Raw genomic sequence first — 16327 nt, forward strand, 5'->3', positions numbered from 1 at the left:
AGAGCGGAACCCTAAGTGGCCGTTACCGCAGGAATGGATATGTACACAATCCAACTGTGTCGACTGCCAGGCCGCCTTCGCGAGCAAGCCCGCTCCCACCGTTTGATAGCGGTGTGTCAGGTAGATATGCGCTGGCCGCCGGGGCCGTCACGGGAGCAAGCTCCCTCGCCACAGGTCCCGCGTCGTATCGAAGTTGTGTAGATACCTATGGCTATCGCAGGCAAGCCAGCTCCCACACTGGCCTGCTCACCTATTTGGGTTGGGTGTTTACAGAGGTATCCCAGCCTTGACTCGGTATTGGTTGCGTACCGGCGTCGCATACTGCACCACCAGGTAAGGCCGGTGCTCCGCCGGGCACTCGTTCAAGCGCCGCTCCCATTCCGCCTTGGCCTTGGCCAGCTCATCGGCCGGGAACACGTCCGCGGCCTTGGGCACCTGCAGTTGCGGGTCGGCATCACTCCACTGCGCGTACGCCAGGTAGTGCACCGGGAACAGCCGATAGCCGCCCAGGATCTGCCGGTCCATTTCCGCGGCCAGCAGCTTGGTGTCTTCAAAGCGCTCGGTGATCGGCGGCGCAAAGTTCACGTGCACCCGGCCTTTATAGCCGGTAATGCCCAGCGCAATGCTCACATCATCCTCGCCCGGTGCCTTGGTGTAGGTGCCAGTGGTGGCGCGGATATACAGCTCGCGGGCCTTGGCGGCATCGCACGGGTCGTATTCGTAGCTGATGGACACCGGCGTGAGGTTCAACGACTGGATCACCTCGGCAAACGGCTCGTCCTTGCGGCTGACGTGGAACATCTTGAGGATCGCCGATTCGGTACGGTCATCGCCATCCTTGGCCCGGCCTTCAGCCTGGGCGATCCAGATCGACTGGCAGTCGTTGCGGATCGAATGGTTGATGTAGGCCGACAGCAGGTTGTAAGCCGCCATCTTCTCCTTTCGCCCGGTGATCGAACGGTGCACGATGAAGCTCTTGTTCAGGCGCATCAGGTCGCTGACAAACGGCTTTTGCAGCAGGTTGTCACCGATGGCGATGCGTGGCGTCGGCAGGCCGGCGTGGTATACGGCATAGTTGACGAAGGCCGGGTCCATCACGATGTCGCGGTGGTTGGCCAGAAACAGGTAGGCGGTGCCGGATTTCAGTTGCTCGACGCCGGTATAGGTCACGCCGTCGGTCGCCCGGTCGATGGTGTGGTCGACGTAGTACTCGACTTTGTCCTGCAGCGTGGCCACGGTGGTGACGCCCGCGAACTCGCGGCGAAGTTTGCGCGCGATCATCGGCTTGAGCAGCCAGCCCAGGGCGCCGGCAAAGCGCGGGAAGCGGAAGTGGGTCAGGATGTCCAGAAAGGCCTTGTCACTGAACAGACGCGCCAGCACTGCCGGGACTTCGCTGTCGTTGTAAGGTCGGATGGTATCGAATTCGCCCATCATGCTCTCTTGTTAGAAACGGCTAGGGTAAGTAAAGGAAATAGCAGGGGCGGCGTGAGTAAACTGGCTCTGCCGGAAATAGCCCTGTAAATAGACCGGCGATTATACGCACAAGTCACCTTGGAGACTGCGATGCTGGAAACTGCGATGTACGATTGTCCTTATTGTGGCGAAGCGGTCGAGACAACGGTGGATTTGTCTGGCGGGGACCAGACCTATATAGAAGACTGCCAAGTGTGTTGCCGGCCGATCACGTTCGACCTGCAAGTGCATGGTGAAGAGTGGATGCTTGAAACCCGCAGCGAAAATGAATAACAGGTACGCCCATGCAGCGAATCTACGAACCGGAAAACCTCATGGAGGGCGAGTTGCTGCAGCAGATGCTTGCCAGTGAAGGCATCGAGGCGCACCTGGTGGGGCGCCATTTGCTCGGCGGCACGGGCGAGTTGCCGATATTCGGCTTGCTGGGGCTGGAGGTCGACAATGACCAGGCCGCCAGCGCCCGCGAGCTGATCACTGCCTATATCGGCGCACAACCGTTGCCCGGCGACGAACCCGACAGCTTCCCCGACGTATTGGTCTGTTAGGCTGTCGGTCGGTTTACCCCAAGAGTCGTGTTGCCCCATGTGTGGACGTTATGCCCTGTTTCGCTGGAACCCTGCCTTTGCTGCCTTGCCCGGCTTCCCCGCCGATCAGCAGGCCCAGTGGAACATTTCCCCCAATGATTCGGTGCTGATCCAGCGCCTGAGCGAGGGCCAGCTCACCCTGGCGCGTGCCCGCTGGGGGCTGACGCCGCCCTGGCTCACCGACCTGTCGCGCACCCCGGCCCACGCCCGCGCCGAAACCCTGGCCGAACAACCGATGTTTCGTGAAGCGTTCCGCCAGCGCCGGTGCCTGCTGCCCGCCAATGGCTTTTATGAATGGCGCGGCACCCAGCGCAAGCGCCCGTACTGGCTCACGCCGGGGGAGGGCTCAACGCTGTTCTTTGCCGCGGTGTGGGAAGCGTATCCGGTGCAGGAGCAGGTATGGCTCAGCACGGCGGTGATTACCCAAGCAGCGCAAAGTCAGCGCCGGCCATTGATCCTGGACGCGGCGGGGCAGGCCGCCTGGCTCGACCCAGCGACACCGCTGCCTGTGTTGCAGGGCCTGCTGGCGGCTGAGCCTGCTGTGTTGCGCGAGCGGGTGCTGGCCAATATGGTCAACGATCCGAAGCTCAACGGGCCGGAGTGCCTGACCCCGGCATAAGCTTTGCCAGTGGTTCCGCGTTCGGATGTATCTGAAATTCAGCGGTTAAACGTCTGGTGTATCTGGCGCAGATACAAATGACCGCCTACGATACGCGCCATGTTTTCAGGGAGCGTGTTCATGAAGAAGTCATTGGTGGTAAGCGGTTTGGTTGCAGCGATGCTGCTGGCGGGTTGTCAGTCGGTCAATACCACCAGCGGCGGCGCCGTTGGGGTAGAGCGCAAGCAGTACATGTTCAGCATGCTGTCGAGTCAGGAAGTCGACCAGATGTATGCCCAGTCTTATCAGCAGACTCTGGGTGAAGCCAGCAGCAAAGGGGTGTTGGACAAGACCAGCGCCAACGCCAAGCGCGTGCAAGCCATTGCCAAGCGCCTGATCGCCCAGGCTCCGACCTTCCGTGCGGATGCCGCCCAGTGGAACTGGGACGTAAACCTGATCAAAAGTGATGAGATGAACGCCAACTGCGGGCCTGGCGGCAAGATCCTGGTGTACAGCGGCTTGATCGACAACCTCAAGCTCACCGATGACGAACTGGCTGCGGTAATGGGCCATGAAATCGCCCACGCCTTGCGTGAACACGGCCGCGAAGCCATGTCCAAGGCCTACGGTATCCAGATGGCCAAACAGGGCGCCGGGGCAATATTCGGTCTCGGCCAGGACAGCCTGGCGCTGGCCGATACCGTGGCCAACTACGGCATGACCTTGCCCAACAGCCGCAGCAATGAAAACGAAGCCGACCTGATCGGCCTGGAACTGGCCGCCCGCGCTGGCTACAACCCGAACGCGGCGATCACGCTGTGGAACAAGATGGCCAAGGCTTCGGAAGGCGCACCGCCGGAATTCATGAGCACGCACCCGGCTTCCGACAGCCGCATCGCGTCGTTGCAGGCGGCGATTCCGAAGGTAATGCCGCTTTACCAGCAGGCCAAGAAGTCCTGATCGACGCCGTGTAGGAGCGAGCTTGCTCGCGAGAAACGTCAGCGATAACGCGTGTTGCCTGAATAAACGCGGCGCCGGTGAGTTTTTCGCGAGCAAGCTCGCTCCTACAGGCATCAGGGCTTAGATCCAGCCGCTGCTTTGCATGGCCTTGTACACCGCAACAATCGCCAGCACGAAGAACGCCGTAGCCGCCAAGCGACGAATCAAGGTCAGCGGCAGTTTATCCGCGGCAAAATTCCCCGCCAGCACCACTGGTACGTTGGCAATCAACATGCCTAGGGTGGTACCGATAATCACCAGCCACAGTTCCGGGTATTGCGCCGCCAGCATCACCGTGGCGATCTGGGTCTTGTCGCCGATTTCGGCGAGGAAGAACGCAATCAGGGTGGTCAGGAAGGGCCCGAACTTACGGGTAGTACTGGCTTCGTCATCATCGAGTTTGTCCGGCACCAGGGTCCACAGCGCTGTGGCGCAGAAGCTTGCGGCGAGGATCCAGTGCAGCACCGCATCCGAGAAGAAACTCCCGAACCAGGCGCCCACGGCACCGGCCGCCGCATGGTTGGCCAGGGTCGCGGCGACGATGCCGGCGATGATCGGCCAGGGCTTGCGAAAGCGAGCAGCAAGGATGAGTGCGAGCAGTTGCGTCTTGTCGCCGATTTCGGCCAAGGCAACGATTGCGGTAGGAACGAGTAGTGAATCCAGCATCAGGTAGTTTCCAGGGGCGGGTCGACACGGCTATGACACGTACAGCCTTCCCGCCCCGGGTAAGGTGTGCGTGTCATAGGTCTTGTCAAACCCCGGTCCGTCTGTGCGGACTCCTGGGTCGCATACGCCATGGTCTGCTGACCAAGTATGTTGACGTATGCCGGACGAGCATGGCGCTCGTGGGAGACTACTCCCCTAGGACGCTGCGGATTCTGCCTAGGCAAAACCCATTCGGCAAGCGTTCTTTTTCAAACGCACGTCAGGGGCGCTTGGCACGGTAGATGCGAAAACCATTGCCTTCGGCCTTGATTGCGCAGATGCCCAAATGCTCTTCGATCAGTGGTTGGTACTTCAGGAAACTGTTGGCAACCAGGCGAAGTTCGCCACCTTTTGCCAGGTGTTTCGCCGCTTTTCGCAGCAGGTTCTCCGTAGCGAAATAATCGGTGTGCACGCCGACATGGAACGGCGGGTTGCTTAAAATCGCGTTCAAACCCATGGGCGCCGCGTCGATACCGTCACCGGTCAACACCTCGGCTTCCAGGCCGTTCGCTGCCAGCGTCAGGCGACTGCTGGCGGCGGCGAAGGCATCCACATCCAGCATCGTCACCGTGTTATGCGGGTAGCGGCGTTTGACCGCGGCCCCCAATACGCCGGCGCCGCATCCGAAGTCGAGCAGGTTGCCGCTGGGCAGTTTGTCCAAGTGCTCCAGCAACAACTCGGTGCCGCGGTCCAGGCGGCCATGGCTGAACACACCTGGCAAGCTCACCACTTTCAGCGGGCCTTCGGCCAGCGGTACGTCGAAGACTTGCGCCAGGCTCTCAAGCGCCACGGCTTGCGGTGCGTTGGCGACGGTGACCTGCCACAACTGGCAATGCCGTGCGCTATCAAGCTTGCGCGGTTTGCCGAACGGAGCCATCTGTTTGGCGGCGCTTTCGATACCGCCCTTTTTCTCGCCCACCAGAAACAGCTCGGCGCCCGGCAGGCGCGCAGCCACGGCGTTGAGCAGGTAGTCGGTGAGGTCCTTGGACTTGGGCAGGAAAATCACCGCCGCATCAAAGGCGCGCTCGGGCACCGTCACGCCAAACTGGCTGCGTTCGGCGAAGCGCGCATCGAGCGCCGCCTGGTCACCGGCATGCCAGCACCAGCCGTGGGCATTGGGCAGGCGCCCAAGCAAATCGTCGGCAGGCAAACCTACGAGCAGCAGGTTGCCTTGAAAAAGTTCGGCCTGGCGAAGCAGTACTTCACTGCGCGGATCCATAGTCTGCTCCTTGAAAAGGGGCGCAGTTTATCAACTGACGACGCGCAGCGGGGCGCCGCTGAAAAAGCCCTGGGCGTTTTCCGTGAGTTGGCCGACGATGCGCTGGCGTGCTTCGCGACTGCCCCAGGCGTTGTGGGGCGTGACGATCAAGCGTGGAATGTCTCCAGCCAGCAGCGGATTACCCGTGACTGGCGGCTCGACGCTCAGCACATCAGTCGCCGCGCCGCCAAGATGACCACTGCGCAATGCGTCGGCCAGGGCCTGTTCATTGATCAAACCACCGCGTGCGGTGTTGACGATAAACGCGCCGGGTTTGAGCAACGCCAGTTCACGAGCGCCGATAAAGTCGCGGGTGTGCTCGTTGAGTGGGCAATGCAGGGTCAGCGCATCGACCTGGGTCAGCAATTGATCCAGCGGCACACGGTCGGCGCGGGCAGGGCGCCCAGGGATCGCGCCGAGCACCACGCGCATGCCGAACGCTTCGGCCAGACGCGCCACTGCACTGCCCAGTTCACCGTGGCCGAGCAGGCCGAGGGTTTTGCCTTCCAGTTCGACGATGGGATGGTCCAGCAGGCAAAACTGTTTGGCCTGCTGCCATTTGCCCGCGGCTACATCCTGTTGGTAGTCCTTCAAGCGCGTGGCGAGGTTGAGCAACAGCATGATCGTGTGCTGGGCCACCGACGGCGTGCCATAGCCCTGGCAGTTGCTCACGGTGATGCCGTGGGCGCGGGCCGCTTCAAGGTCGATATTGTTGGTGCCGGTGGCCGATACCAGGATCAGCTTGAGCCCGGGGCAGGCGGCCAGGGTGTGGGCCGTGAGCGGGATTTTATTGCTGATGGCGACTTGGGCGCCCTGCAAGCGCTCCATCACATTTTCTGGCGTGGTCTGTTCAAACAGCTGCAACTGGCTGAAGCAGTCATGTAAACCGCTGAGGTCGAGGTCGCCCAAGTCCAGGGAAGGGTGGTCGAGGAAGACGGCGCGGCGATTGTTCATGATCAACTGTACCTTTTGCGACGAGGTTCGAAGGCGTAATCTGCCGAGCCTATCAGATGAAATAATCAGTTACTTAATGGAGTGAGCATGTACGTCGCCGAGTTTTTGACCGTAGCCTTGATTCACTTGCTGGCGGTGGCCAGCCCCGGCCCGGATTTCGCCGTGGTGGTGCGTGAGAGTGTGACCCATGGCCGCCGCGCCGGCACATGGACGGCACTGGGCGTCGGTTCGGCGATTTTCCTGCATGTGGGTTACTCGTTGCTGGGTATCGGCTTGATCGTGTCCCAGTCCATTGTGCTGTTCAATGCGTTGAAATGGGCGGCAGCGGCGTACCTGCTGTACATCGGCTTCAAGGCCCTGCGTGCCCAGCCGGCCAAGCCTGCGGCCGAGGGCGAGTTGCACCGTGAAGCGGGTGAGCGCACCCCGCGTGGCGCGTTTACTGCGGGCTTTGTGACCAATGGTTTGAACCCCAAGGCCACGTTGTTTTTCCTGTCGCTGTTTACCGTGGTGATCAACCCGCACACACCGCTGGCGGTGCAGGCCGGTTATGGGGTGTACCTGGCGGTGGCCACGGCGTTGTGGTTTTGCCTGGTGGCCATGCTGTTCAGCCAGCAGCGTGTACGTGCGGGGTTTGCGCGGATGGGGCATTGGTTTGATCGGACCATGGGCGCGGTGTTGATTGCTATTGGGGTGAAGTTGGCCTTCACCAGCATGAAGTAAGTGCGTTCACTCAAGCGGGCAGGGACAAAATGTGGGAGCTGGCTTGCCTGCGATGTCGGCCTGACAGCCGACACCTGCCTACCTGACACCCTAACGATCCAACTGTGGGTGCTGGCTTGCCTGCGATGACGGTCTGACAGCCGACACCTATCTACCTGACGCCTCACGATCCAACTGTGGGAGCGGGCTTGCTCGCGAAGGCGGCCTGGCAGTCAACACAGTTGGATTGTGGGCATATCCATTCCTGCGGTAACGGCCACCTAGGGTTCCGCTCTGACAGCGGCTCACTTTTGAACAGCGCAAAAGTAAGCAAAACGCTCTTGCCCCACCACTCGGCACCTCGCCTAGGCTCGGTGTGCCCGTAATCCGCCAGTGATTTGGGGGGCCGCCGCCACGCGCCATCCATGGCGCGGGGCGGCTAAACCGGCATCCCTGCCGGTTTACCCCCCAAATCACTGTCGAATTCCGGCCAGCGTGGTTTGATGGGGCGCTAAGATCAAGATCAAAAGCAGATCAAAAGCAGATCAAAAGCAGATCAAAAGCAGATCAAAAGCAGAGCAAGAGCAGATCAAGAGCGACTCGCTTCGCATCGTGGTTACTGTCGATTGCTGGAGCGCCATGATGTCCAGATAATGGCGTAACGCTAGCATTTGCTGGCTCCTGCAAATCATTCCTTTGGCTGATTTGGCTGAAACATAAGCGCTCTACAGTGCAGGTCTTCAAGCCAAGACCGTGCAGTCATTAAAGGGATTCTTATGTTGCAGACCCGTGTTATCCCGCCCGCCGAAGGTGCGTACCAGTATCCGCTGTTGATCAAGCGCCTGTTGATGTCCGGGACTCGCTACGAGAAGACCCGGGAAATTATCTATCGCGACAAGCTGCGCTACAGCTACCCGACGCTGATCGAGCGCGTTGCGCGCCTGGCCAATGTGCTGACCGAAGCCGGGGTCAAGGCCGGTGACACGGTGGCGGTGATGGACTGGGACAGCCACCGTTACCTGGAGTGCATGTTTGCCATCCCGATGATTGGCGCGGTGATCCACACCATTAACGTGCGGCTGTCGCCGGAGCAGATTCTGTACACCATGAACCACGCCGAAGACCGCTTTGTGCTGGTCAACAGTGAGTTCGTGGGGCTCTACCAGGCGATTGCCGGGCAGCTCACTACTGTCGACAAGACCTTATTGATTACCGATGGTGACATCCACACCGCCGAGCTACCCAATCTTGTCGGTGAGTACGAAACCCTCCTGGCCGCCGCCAGCCCCAGCTATGACTTCGAGGATTTTGACGAAAACTCGGTCGCCACCACCTTCTACACCACCGGCACCACCGGTAACCCCAAAGGTGTGTACTTCACCCATCGGCAACTGGTGCTGCACACCATTGGCGTGGCGACCATCATGGGCAGCGTCGACAGCGTGCGGCTGCTGGGCACCAACGACGTGTACATGCCGATCACGCCGATGTTCCACGTACACGCCTGGGGCTTGCCGTATGTGGCGACCATGCTCGGGCTCAAGCAGGTTTACCCCGGCCGCTACGACCCGGAATACCTGGTAGAACTGTGGCGCAAGGAGAAGGTGACGTTCTCCCACTGTGTGCCGACCATCCTGCAAATGGTGCTCAACGCCAAGGCTGCGCAGAACGTGGATTTCGGCGGTTGGAAAATCGTCATCGGCGGCAGCGCCCTCAACCGTTCGCTGTACGAAGCCGCCAAGGCTCGGGGCATTCAACTGACCGCCGCGTATGGCATGTCCGAGACCGGGCCGCTGGTGTCTTGCGCTCACCTCAATGATGAGCTGATGGCTGGCAGTGAAGATGAGCGCACCACCTACCGGATCAAGGCCGGTGTGCCGGGCCCGTTGGTCGAGGCGGCAATCATGGACACCGACGGTCATTTCCTGCCCGCCGATGGCGAAACCCAGGGCGAACTGGTGCTGCGCGCGCCGTGGCTGACCGAGGGTTACTACAAAGAGCCGCAAAAGGGCGCCGAACTCTGGGCCGGTGGTTGGTTGCACACCGGTGATGTGGCCACGCTGGATGCCTTCGGCGTGATTGATATCCGTGACCGCATCAAGGATGTGATCAAGACCGGCGGCGAATGGATTTCCTCCCTGGCTCTGGAGGACCTGGTCAGCCGTCACCCGGCGGTGCGGGAAGTGGCAGTGGTTGGCATTGCCGATCCGCAATGGGGCGAGCGGCCCTTCGCCTTGTTGGTGGTGCGTGAAGGGCATGTGATCGATGCGCGAGAGCTCAAGGAACACCTCAAGCCTTTTGTCGAGCTGGGCCATTTGAGCAAGTGGGCGATCCCGAGCCAGATCGCCGTTGTTACTGAAATTCCCAAGACCAGTGTCGGCAAACTCGACAAGAAACGTATCCGCGTCGACATCATCGAGTGGCAGGCCAACAACAGCACGTTCCTGTCCACGCTCTAAACCCTCTCGCCGCGCCCGGTCGGGCGCGGCAATGCTCTATATCAAGCCTTTACTTGTGATTTGCCGAATTTCAGCCATCCTTCCCGCGTCGACCTTCGTCGGCGTGGCGAAAGGGTTGTGGCAGACAGGTTGGTGATGCAAATCACACTTTAGAGGGATCAAGCACTACCCCCCTCTGGCTATAGTCCCTTTCAGAGTTTTTCGCGGATGTTGCGCTTCGAGCCATGGAGGCTCGGTGGCGATGCGGCATTGGAATCGTTGTATCCCGGCCGTTACATCTGAAGAAAGGGCTCACTGCCATAACAATAAAATATGCACATGGAGTAGCGTCGATGACCTCAGTAAACCAGTTCTGGCGCCGGGCAAGACTGCCCCTGGCCGTCAGCCTCGCTTCTACGCTCGCCGGGCCGGCATTCGGCGTCAGTTTCAACATTGGTGAAATCGAAGGGAGCTTTGACTCGTCGCTTTCCGTGGGTGCTAGCTGGTCCACAGCCAAACCCAATCGTGACCTGATCGGTGCCAACAACGGCGGCAAGGGCCTGTCCCAGACCTCCGATGACGGCCACTTGAACTTCAAGCGCGGCGAGACCTTCTCGAAGATCTTCAAGGGCATCCACGACCTGGAACTGAAGTACGGCGACACCGGTGTGTTTGTGCGAGGCAAGTACTGGTACGACTTTGAACTCAAGGACGAAAGCCGTCCGTTCAAGGACATCAGCGACAACAACCGCAAGGAAGGCGCCAAGTCTTCGGGCGGGCAGATTCTCGATGCATTCGTTTACCACAACTATTCCATTGCCGATGCGCCGGGTTCCGTGCGTTTTGGTAAGCAGGTGGTGAGCTGGGGCGAAAGTACCTTCATCGGCGGCGGCATCAACTCCATCAACCCGATCGACGTGTCGGCGTTTCGCCGTCCGGGGGCCGAGATCAAGGAAGGCTTGATCCCGGTGAACATGTTCTACGTGTCCCAGTCGCTCACCGACAATCTGTCGGCCGAGGCGTTTTACCAGCTGGAGTGGGACCAGACCGTGACCGATAACTGCGGCACGTTCTTCTCGCAGCCGGACGTGATCTCCGATGGTTGCAGCAATAACCTGCGGGTACTGAACAAGCGTTCCACCATTCCTGCCGCCGCCCTGCCGACCCTGGGTGCCTTGGGTGTGGACGTCAACAGCGAAGGCGTGCTGGTGCGCCGTGGGCCGGACCGTGATGCACGCGACAGCGGCCAGTTCGGCGTGGCCATGCGCTATAACTTCGAACCGCTGGATACTGAGTTCGGCGCGTATTTCATGAACTACCACAGCCGTGCGCCGATCTTCAGTGCACAGGGCGCGCCATCGGCGGCCTACACGCGTCCGCTGGGGCCACTGGGAGCCTTGCGGCCGTTGATCGTGGCGGGCAGCTCGAATTACTTCGTCGAGTACCCGGAAGATATCCGCCTCTACGGCCTGAGCTTCTCCACCACCTTGCCTACCGGCACCGCCTGGAGCGGTGAGTTGAGCTACCGTCCGAATGCGCCGGTGCAGTTGAGCACCACTGACATTCTGTTCGCCGGTGTCACGCCGATCCCAGGCTTTGGCAATGCGTCCGTGCTCAAGGGCACGCCGGGCCAGGACCTGCACGGCTACAACCGCAAGGAAGTCACCCAGTTCCAGACCACCTTCACGCACTTCTTCGACCAGGTCATGGGCGCCAGCCGCCTCACCACCGTCGGTGAAATCGGCGTGACCCACGTGGGCGGCCTGGAAAGCAAATCCCAGGCTCGTTACGGCCGCGACCCGGTGTTCGGCCCAGGCACGCTGCCAGGTGGGTTCTGCAACGCCCTCAACAACTCCACCGCCAACGGCGCCGGCTTGCCCAACGCTGCCGGCCTGAACACCAACTGCAATAACGACGGTTACACCACCGCAACGTCCTGGGGCTACCGTGCCCGTGCCATCTGGGAATACCCGGACGTGTTCGCGGGCGTGAACCTCAAGCCCAACGTGGCCTGGTCCCATGACGTCAAAGGTTACTCGCCAGGCCCTGGCGGCAACTTTGAAGAAGGTCGCAAGGCGGTCAGCCTGGGCCTGGACGCCGAATACCAGAACACCTACACCGCGAGCCTGGCGTACACCAACTTCTTTGGTGGCAAGTTCAGCACCGTGGATGACCGCGACTTTGTCGCCTTGAGCTTCGGCGCCAACTTCTAAGCACACTCTTTTCAAGTGGCATGTATTCAGGAAGACCAGAGCATGAAAATAACAAAAAGTCTGTTGCACGTGGGTGTGCTTGGGCTGTCGATCCTGGCGAGTAACGTCATGGCGGCAGTCTCGGCAGATGAAGCCGCCAAGCTCGGCACGACCCTGACCCCGATGGGCGCCGAGATGGCGGGTAACGCGGCTGGCACCATTCCAAAATGGTCGCCATTGCCGACCAATGCCGGCGCGGTCGACGCCCGTGGTTTCCTCGCCAACCCGTATGCCAGCGAGCAACCGCAGTTCACCATCACCGCGCAGAACGTCGAGCAATACAAAGACAAGCTGGCCCCCGGGCAATACGCGATGTTCAAGCGTTACCCGGACAGCTTCAAGATGCCGGTGTACCCGACCCATCGCGGTGCCACCGTGCCGGCTGAGGTGTTTGCCTCGATCAAGAAAAACGCCACCACCACCAACCTGGTGTCCGGCGGCAACGGCCTGGAAAACTTCGAAACCGCCGTCCCGTTCCCGATTCCCAAGAGCGGCGTTGAAGTGATCTGGAACCACATCACCCGTTATCGCGGCGGCAGCGTCACCCGCCTGGTCACCCAGGCCACCCCGCAAACCAACGGCTCCTACAGCCTGGTGTACTTCCGCGACCAGTTCGTGTTCCGCGACAAGATGAAGGACTTCGATCCGAAAAACCCAGGCAACGTGCTGTTCTACTTCAAGCAGCAAGTGACTGCGCCAGCGCGCCTGGCCGGTGGTGTACTGCTGGTGCACGAAACCCTGGACCAGGTCAAAGAGCCGCGTTCGGCCTGGGTCTACAACGCCGGGCAGCGCCGCGTGCGTCGGGCACCGCAAGTGTCCTATGACGGCCCGGGTACTGCCGCCGATGGCCTGCGCACCTCCGACAACCTCGACATGTACAACGGTGCGCCAGACCGCTACGACTGGAAGCTGGAAGGCAAGAAAGAAATCTACATCGCCTCCAACAGCTACAAGGTCGATGATCCGAAGCTCAAGTACGCCGACATCATCAAGGCTGGCCACATCAACCAGGACCTGGCTCGCTACGAGCTGCGCCGTGTCTGGCACGTGGTCGCCACCTTGAAGGAAGGCCAGCGCCACATCTACGCCAAGCGTGACTTCTACATCGACGAAGACACCTGGCAAGCGGCGGTGATCGACCACTACGACGGTCGTGGCCAACTGTGGCGTGTTGCTGAAGCCCATGCCGAGAACTACTACGACAAGCAAGTGCCGTGGTACGCCCTGGAAACCCTCTACGACCTGCAGTCCGGCCGTTATCTGGCACTGGGCATGAAGAACGAAGAGAAGCAGGCCTATGACTTTGGCTTCACCGCCAGCACCAGCGACTTCACCCCAGCGGCCCTGCGCCAGGACGGTGTTCGCTAACCTCTGCTGATGATCACCAGTAGGAGCGAGCTTGCTCGCGAAGGTCGCCAACGATAACGCGCCCATCCTGAAGGGACGCGTTGTTGTGGAGTTCTTCGCGAGCAAGCTCGCTCCTACTTCCTTCCTGGTGGCTGGAAGGGATATTTCTTGTCGCAGTTCTTTTTCAGTCATTTGTTGCAAAGATCTACAATCCCGCCGCTTTTACCGCTAGTCTGCGGACATCTGCAATGCCGACAACAGCCTTCTACAAGAGCCCGGCGATGACTGATCTGTCCCGAACCCATGGGCCTGCCAGTGTGGTGATGCCGACCCTGGAAGGCCGCTTCTACAGGCCGCCGCTGCCTGACGGCTACGTGCTGCGCCCGCGCCTGTGCGAACGCCTGAATGCCGGCCTTGATGGGCGACTGTTGCTGGTCAGCGCGCCCGCGGGGTTTGGCAAGAGTTCGTTGGCGGTGGAGTTTTGCCAGGGCTTGCCAGCGCAGTGGCAAAGCCTGTGGTTGGGCCTGAGCCCAAGGGACAGTGACCCCGGCCGTTTCCTGGAGCGGCTGCTCGACGGCTTGCAACAGTATTTCCCGCAACTCGGCGCCCAATCCATGGGCTTGCTGAAAATGCGCCAGCGTCACCAACCCTTTGCCTTCGAAGAATGGCTCGATGGCCTGCTCGACGAGCTGGCCGTGCACCTGTCTGCACGCTCGCCGTTATTGCTGGTACTGGATGACTATCACCTGGCCCAGGGCCCGGTGCTGGATCGCTGCCTGCAATTTTTCCTCAATCATTTGCCCGATGGCCTGGTGGTGCTGGTCACCAGTCGGCAGCGCCCGGACTGGCACCTGGCACGCCTGCGCCTGTCGCGGCACCTGCTGGAGCTGCATGAGCAAGACCTGCGCTTGACCCACGACGAGGCCCTGGCGGTGCTGGATGGGCACAGCAATGCGTTGCGCGGTGAGGCGTTGGAAAACCTGATCCGCCGCAGCGAGGGCTGGGTCGCCGGCCTGCGCTTCTGGCTGTTGGCGGCCTCCGAAGCCGGCAGTGAGGGCGCCTTGCCCCAAAGCCTGCACGGTGGCGAAGGGCTGATTCGCGATTACCTGCTCGAAGAGGTCATCGACTGCCTTCCCGCAGAAGTGCAAGCGTTCCTGTACGACACCGCACCGCAGGAGCGCTTTTGCAGCGAACTGTGCGACGCCATCCGAGAGGCCCATGACAGCGCAGAAATCCTGCGTTATCTGCAGGCTCATCAAGTGTTCCTGGTGCCGTTGGATGAGCAAGGGCACTGGTACCGCTATCACCATTTGTTCTCCGACCTGCTGCGCACCCGCCGCGAGAAGAGTGCCACCTTGCCGCCGGCCAGCTTGCACTTGCGCGCTTGTCGCTGGTTTAACGCCCAGGGCTTGATCGACGAGGCGGTGGAGCAGGCGCTGCGGGCTGGGCACCTGGATGTGGCGGCGAACCTGGTGCAGAACCTGTCCGAAGAGCAACTGCTGGCAGAGCAGAACATCGGCATGCTGCTGCGCTGGAAGATGGACCTGCCCGACAGCCTGCTGATCAGCACGCCGCGTTTGATCGTGCTGTACAGCTGGGCGCTGGGGCTCGCATGCCAACTGGATGCGGCGCAGGAACTGTCCAGTTACCTCAGCCGCTTTCTGCCGGCGCCATCGGCCACCGCGCAAAAATCCATGTTGGCCCAATGGTTGGCGCTGAGCGGGATCATTGCCCGTGGGCGCGGAGACCGTGAGCTGACCCAGCGCTATTGCCAAGAGGCGTTGGAAAGCCTGCCGCAAAAGCGTTACGGCCAGCGCCTGGTGTGCCTCTCGACTCTGTCCAACCTGGCAATCGCCGATGCCGACCTGTGGCGCGCCCGTGGCCTGAACCGCGAATCTCTGGAACTGGCGCAGCGCGTCGGTAACCCTTTGTTTGAAGCGTTGGCCCATTACGACCGAGCGCGGGTGCTGCAGTCGCGGGGTGAGATCCTGCGTTCTCTGGATGAAGTTCGCCAAGGCCTGGAGCGCCTGCATGGGCTGGCACCCCAGCGCCTGTATGCCGTGCGCGCACGGTTGTCGCTTTACGAAGGTTACCTGCTGTTGGTGCGTTACCAGCCCGAAGCCGGCCTTTCGCGTTTGCGCGCCGGCCTGGCCGAAGCCCGCGCCTGCCGCGATATCAGCGTGCTGATCGGGCACTGTGTCATCGCCAGTTTCGAAGGGCGGCGTGGGGAGTTTGCCAATGCCTTTGCCGAACTGGCCGAGGCCGAACGCTTGATGCACATCTGGGATGTGCCGCCGATCTATTACCTGGCGATGATCACTCTGATCAAATGCGAGCTGTGGCTGGCCCAGGGTCGCACTGACCTGGCCGACGCCTGGCTGGCCCGCCTGGGGCAGACCTACAACGGCGAGCACGCCGCGGCCGCCCCCGAGTTTCATCCGCACCTGCCGCAACATATCGAGCTGCAACAAGCCGCGCTCGATGCCACTCGCCATCAACCCGACAGCGCGCTGCAACGCCTGGAAGCGCTGGCCCAGCAGGCCCATGACAGTGGGCGCCAGATGATTGCCCTGATGGCGCTGGTCCAGCAGGTGCAGTTGCTTCTGGAGCATGGCCAGGAAGCCAAGGCCAGGCCGATATTGGCCCGTGCCCTGCAAGCCGGCTCGGGCGGCGCGTTGCAGCCGTTTCAACGCTTGTTGGAGGGTTACCCCCAGTGGATGCGCGAGCAGCTGGGCAAGGACTCCCATGGGCTGCTCAACCAGAGCCTGCTGGCGCTGCTGCCCCAAGTCATTGCGGTTGAAGCCTCACCTCAACAGGAAACCCTGAGCACCCGAGAGCTGGCGGTGCTGCAGCTGATTGCCCAAGGCTGTTCAAACCAGGAAATCAGCAATCAGCTGTTCATCTCGCTGCACACGGTGAAGACCCACGCCAGCCACATCAACAGCAAGCTCGGCGTGGAGCGTCGTACCCAGGCAGTCGCGCGGGCCAAGTCCATGGGCTTGCTGGCCTGAGCCCGTGGC

At 61.1% G+C, this 16327-nt stretch carries 13 protein-coding genes and 1 riboswitch; of the genes, 9 read left to right on the forward strand and 4 right to left on the reverse strand.

All coding sequences use genetic code 11. From position 1 onward, the window contains the following. Positions 1-267: 267 nt before the first annotated feature. Positions 268-1431: a 1-acyl-sn-glycerol-3-phosphate acyltransferase gene (locus N2A98_RS04790; protein ID WP_169918829.1), complete on the reverse strand. Its 1164-nt coding sequence runs from the start codon at positions 1429-1431 to the stop codon at positions 268-270. 132 nt (positions 1432-1563) lie between these two features. Here N2A98_RS04790 and N2A98_RS04795 point away from each other — a divergent pair, with 132 nt between their 5' ends. The 4 genes from N2A98_RS04795 (at position 1564) to N2A98_RS04810 (ending at position 3615) form a co-directional block, all read left to right on the forward strand. After that, on the forward strand, positions 1564-1746 hold the full coding sequence (locus N2A98_RS04795; protein ID WP_003188623.1) for a CPXCG motif-containing cysteine-rich protein: 183 nt from the start codon (positions 1564-1566) through the stop codon (positions 1744-1746). 11 nt (positions 1747-1757) lie between these two features. Next, positions 1758-2018: a DUF2007 domain-containing protein gene (locus N2A98_RS04800; RefSeq protein ID WP_003188624.1), complete on the forward strand. Its 261-nt coding sequence runs from the start codon at positions 1758-1760 to the stop codon at positions 2016-2018. A gap of 37 nt (positions 2019-2055) precedes the next feature. Further along, positions 2056-2676: an SOS response-associated peptidase gene (locus N2A98_RS04805; protein WP_047712605.1), complete on the forward strand. Its 621-nt coding sequence runs from the start codon at positions 2056-2058 to the stop codon at positions 2674-2676. Between the two features lie 120 nt (positions 2677-2796). Further along, positions 2797-3615, forward strand: coding sequence for a M48 family metallopeptidase (locus N2A98_RS04810; RefSeq protein WP_014716953.1), 819 nt, complete (start codon positions 2797-2799; stop codon positions 3613-3615). A 120-nt stretch (positions 3616-3735) separates the two neighbouring features. Here N2A98_RS04810 and N2A98_RS04815 read toward each other — a convergent pair whose 3' ends face one another. The 3 genes from N2A98_RS04815 to N2A98_RS04825 form a co-directional block, all read right to left on the reverse strand. Further along, a complete protein-coding gene (locus tag N2A98_RS04815) occupies positions 3736-4320 on the reverse strand; it encodes a TMEM165/GDT1 family protein (RefSeq protein WP_044273724.1) in 585 nt (194 codons plus the stop codon). An 88-nt stretch (positions 4321-4408) separates the two neighbouring features. Beyond that, positions 4409-4528: riboswitch (yybP-ykoY riboswitch) on the reverse strand. Between the two features lie 51 nt (positions 4529-4579). Then, positions 4580-5578, reverse strand: coding sequence for a class I SAM-dependent methyltransferase (locus N2A98_RS04820; protein WP_034134882.1), 999 nt, complete (start codon positions 5576-5578; stop codon positions 4580-4582). Positions 5579-5608: 30 nt separating this feature from the next. Beyond that, positions 5609-6574 (reverse strand): 2-hydroxyacid dehydrogenase, encoded by a 966-nt coding sequence (locus N2A98_RS04825; RefSeq protein WP_275623591.1) that lies wholly within the window; start codon positions 6572-6574, stop codon positions 5609-5611. Positions 6575-6658: 84 nt separating this feature from the next. Here N2A98_RS04825 and N2A98_RS04830 point away from each other — a divergent pair, with 84 nt between their 5' ends. From N2A98_RS04830 to N2A98_RS04850, 5 genes are all read left to right on the forward strand, one after another. After that, positions 6659-7291 carry a LysE family transporter gene (locus N2A98_RS04830; protein ID WP_003188636.1) on the forward strand — a complete coding sequence of 211 codons (633 nt, stop codon included), beginning with the start codon at positions 6659-6661 and terminating at the stop codon, positions 7289-7291. Between the two features lie 755 nt (positions 7292-8046). Continuing rightward, complete coding sequence (locus tag N2A98_RS04835) at positions 8047-9729, forward strand: fatty acid--CoA ligase (protein ID WP_125969532.1); 1683 nt, start codon at positions 8047-8049, stop codon at positions 9727-9729. A 332-nt stretch (positions 9730-10061) separates the two neighbouring features. Continuing rightward, positions 10062-11921, forward strand: a complete 1860-nt coding sequence (locus N2A98_RS04840; protein ID WP_003188640.1) for a DUF1302 domain-containing protein — start codon at positions 10062-10064, stop codon at positions 11919-11921. Between the two features lie 42 nt (positions 11922-11963). Next, positions 11964-13328: a DUF1329 domain-containing protein gene (locus N2A98_RS04845; protein ID WP_003188642.1), complete on the forward strand. Its 1365-nt coding sequence runs from the start codon at positions 11964-11966 to the stop codon at positions 13326-13328. Positions 13329-13588: 260 nt separating this feature from the next. Then, entirely contained in the window at positions 13589-16318 is a 2730-nt protein-coding gene (locus N2A98_RS04850) for a LuxR C-terminal-related transcriptional regulator (protein ID WP_275623084.1), read from the forward strand. Positions 16319-16327: the final 9 nt, after the last annotated feature.

The organism is Pseudomonas sp. FJ2-5-13, from assembly GCF_029201605.1.
GTDB classification, from domain to species: domain Bacteria; phylum Pseudomonadota; class Gammaproteobacteria; order Pseudomonadales; family Pseudomonadaceae; genus Aquipseudomonas; species Aquipseudomonas lactis.

What these genes read in the sequence shown, in the direction of transcription:
- N2A98_RS04790 (WP_169918829.1), bottom strand. Translation starts at nt 1,431, where the DNA reads ATGGGCGAATTCGATACCATCCGACCTTACAACGACAGCGAAGTCCCG.
- N2A98_RS04795 (WP_003188623.1), top strand. Translation starts at nt 1,564, where the DNA reads ATGCTGGAAACTGCGATGTACGATTGTCCTTATTGTGGCGAAGCGGTC.
- N2A98_RS04800 (WP_003188624.1), top strand. Translation starts at nt 1,758, where the DNA reads ATGCAGCGAATCTACGAACCGGAAAACCTCATGGAGGGCGAGTTGCTG.
- N2A98_RS04805 (WP_047712605.1), top strand. Translation starts at nt 2,056, where the DNA reads ATGTGTGGACGTTATGCCCTGTTTCGCTGGAACCCTGCCTTTGCTGCC.
- N2A98_RS04810 (WP_014716953.1), top strand. Translation starts at nt 2,797, where the DNA reads ATGAAGAAGTCATTGGTGGTAAGCGGTTTGGTTGCAGCGATGCTGCTG.
- N2A98_RS04815 (WP_044273724.1), bottom strand. Translation starts at nt 4,320, where the DNA reads ATGCTGGATTCACTACTCGTTCCTACCGCAATCGTTGCCTTGGCCGAA.
- N2A98_RS04820 (WP_034134882.1), bottom strand. Translation starts at nt 5,578, where the DNA reads ATGGATCCGCGCAGTGAAGTACTGCTTCGCCAGGCCGAACTTTTTCAA.
- N2A98_RS04830 (WP_003188636.1), top strand. Translation starts at nt 6,659, where the DNA reads ATGTACGTCGCCGAGTTTTTGACCGTAGCCTTGATTCACTTGCTGGCG.
- N2A98_RS04835 (WP_125969532.1), top strand. Translation starts at nt 8,047, where the DNA reads ATGTTGCAGACCCGTGTTATCCCGCCCGCCGAAGGTGCGTACCAGTAT.
- N2A98_RS04840 (WP_003188640.1), top strand. Translation starts at nt 10,062, where the DNA reads ATGACCTCAGTAAACCAGTTCTGGCGCCGGGCAAGACTGCCCCTGGCC.
- N2A98_RS04845 (WP_003188642.1), top strand. Translation starts at nt 11,964, where the DNA reads ATGAAAATAACAAAAAGTCTGTTGCACGTGGGTGTGCTTGGGCTGTCG.
- N2A98_RS04850 (WP_275623084.1), top strand. Translation starts at nt 13,589, where the DNA reads ATGACTGATCTGTCCCGAACCCATGGGCCTGCCAGTGTGGTGATGCCG.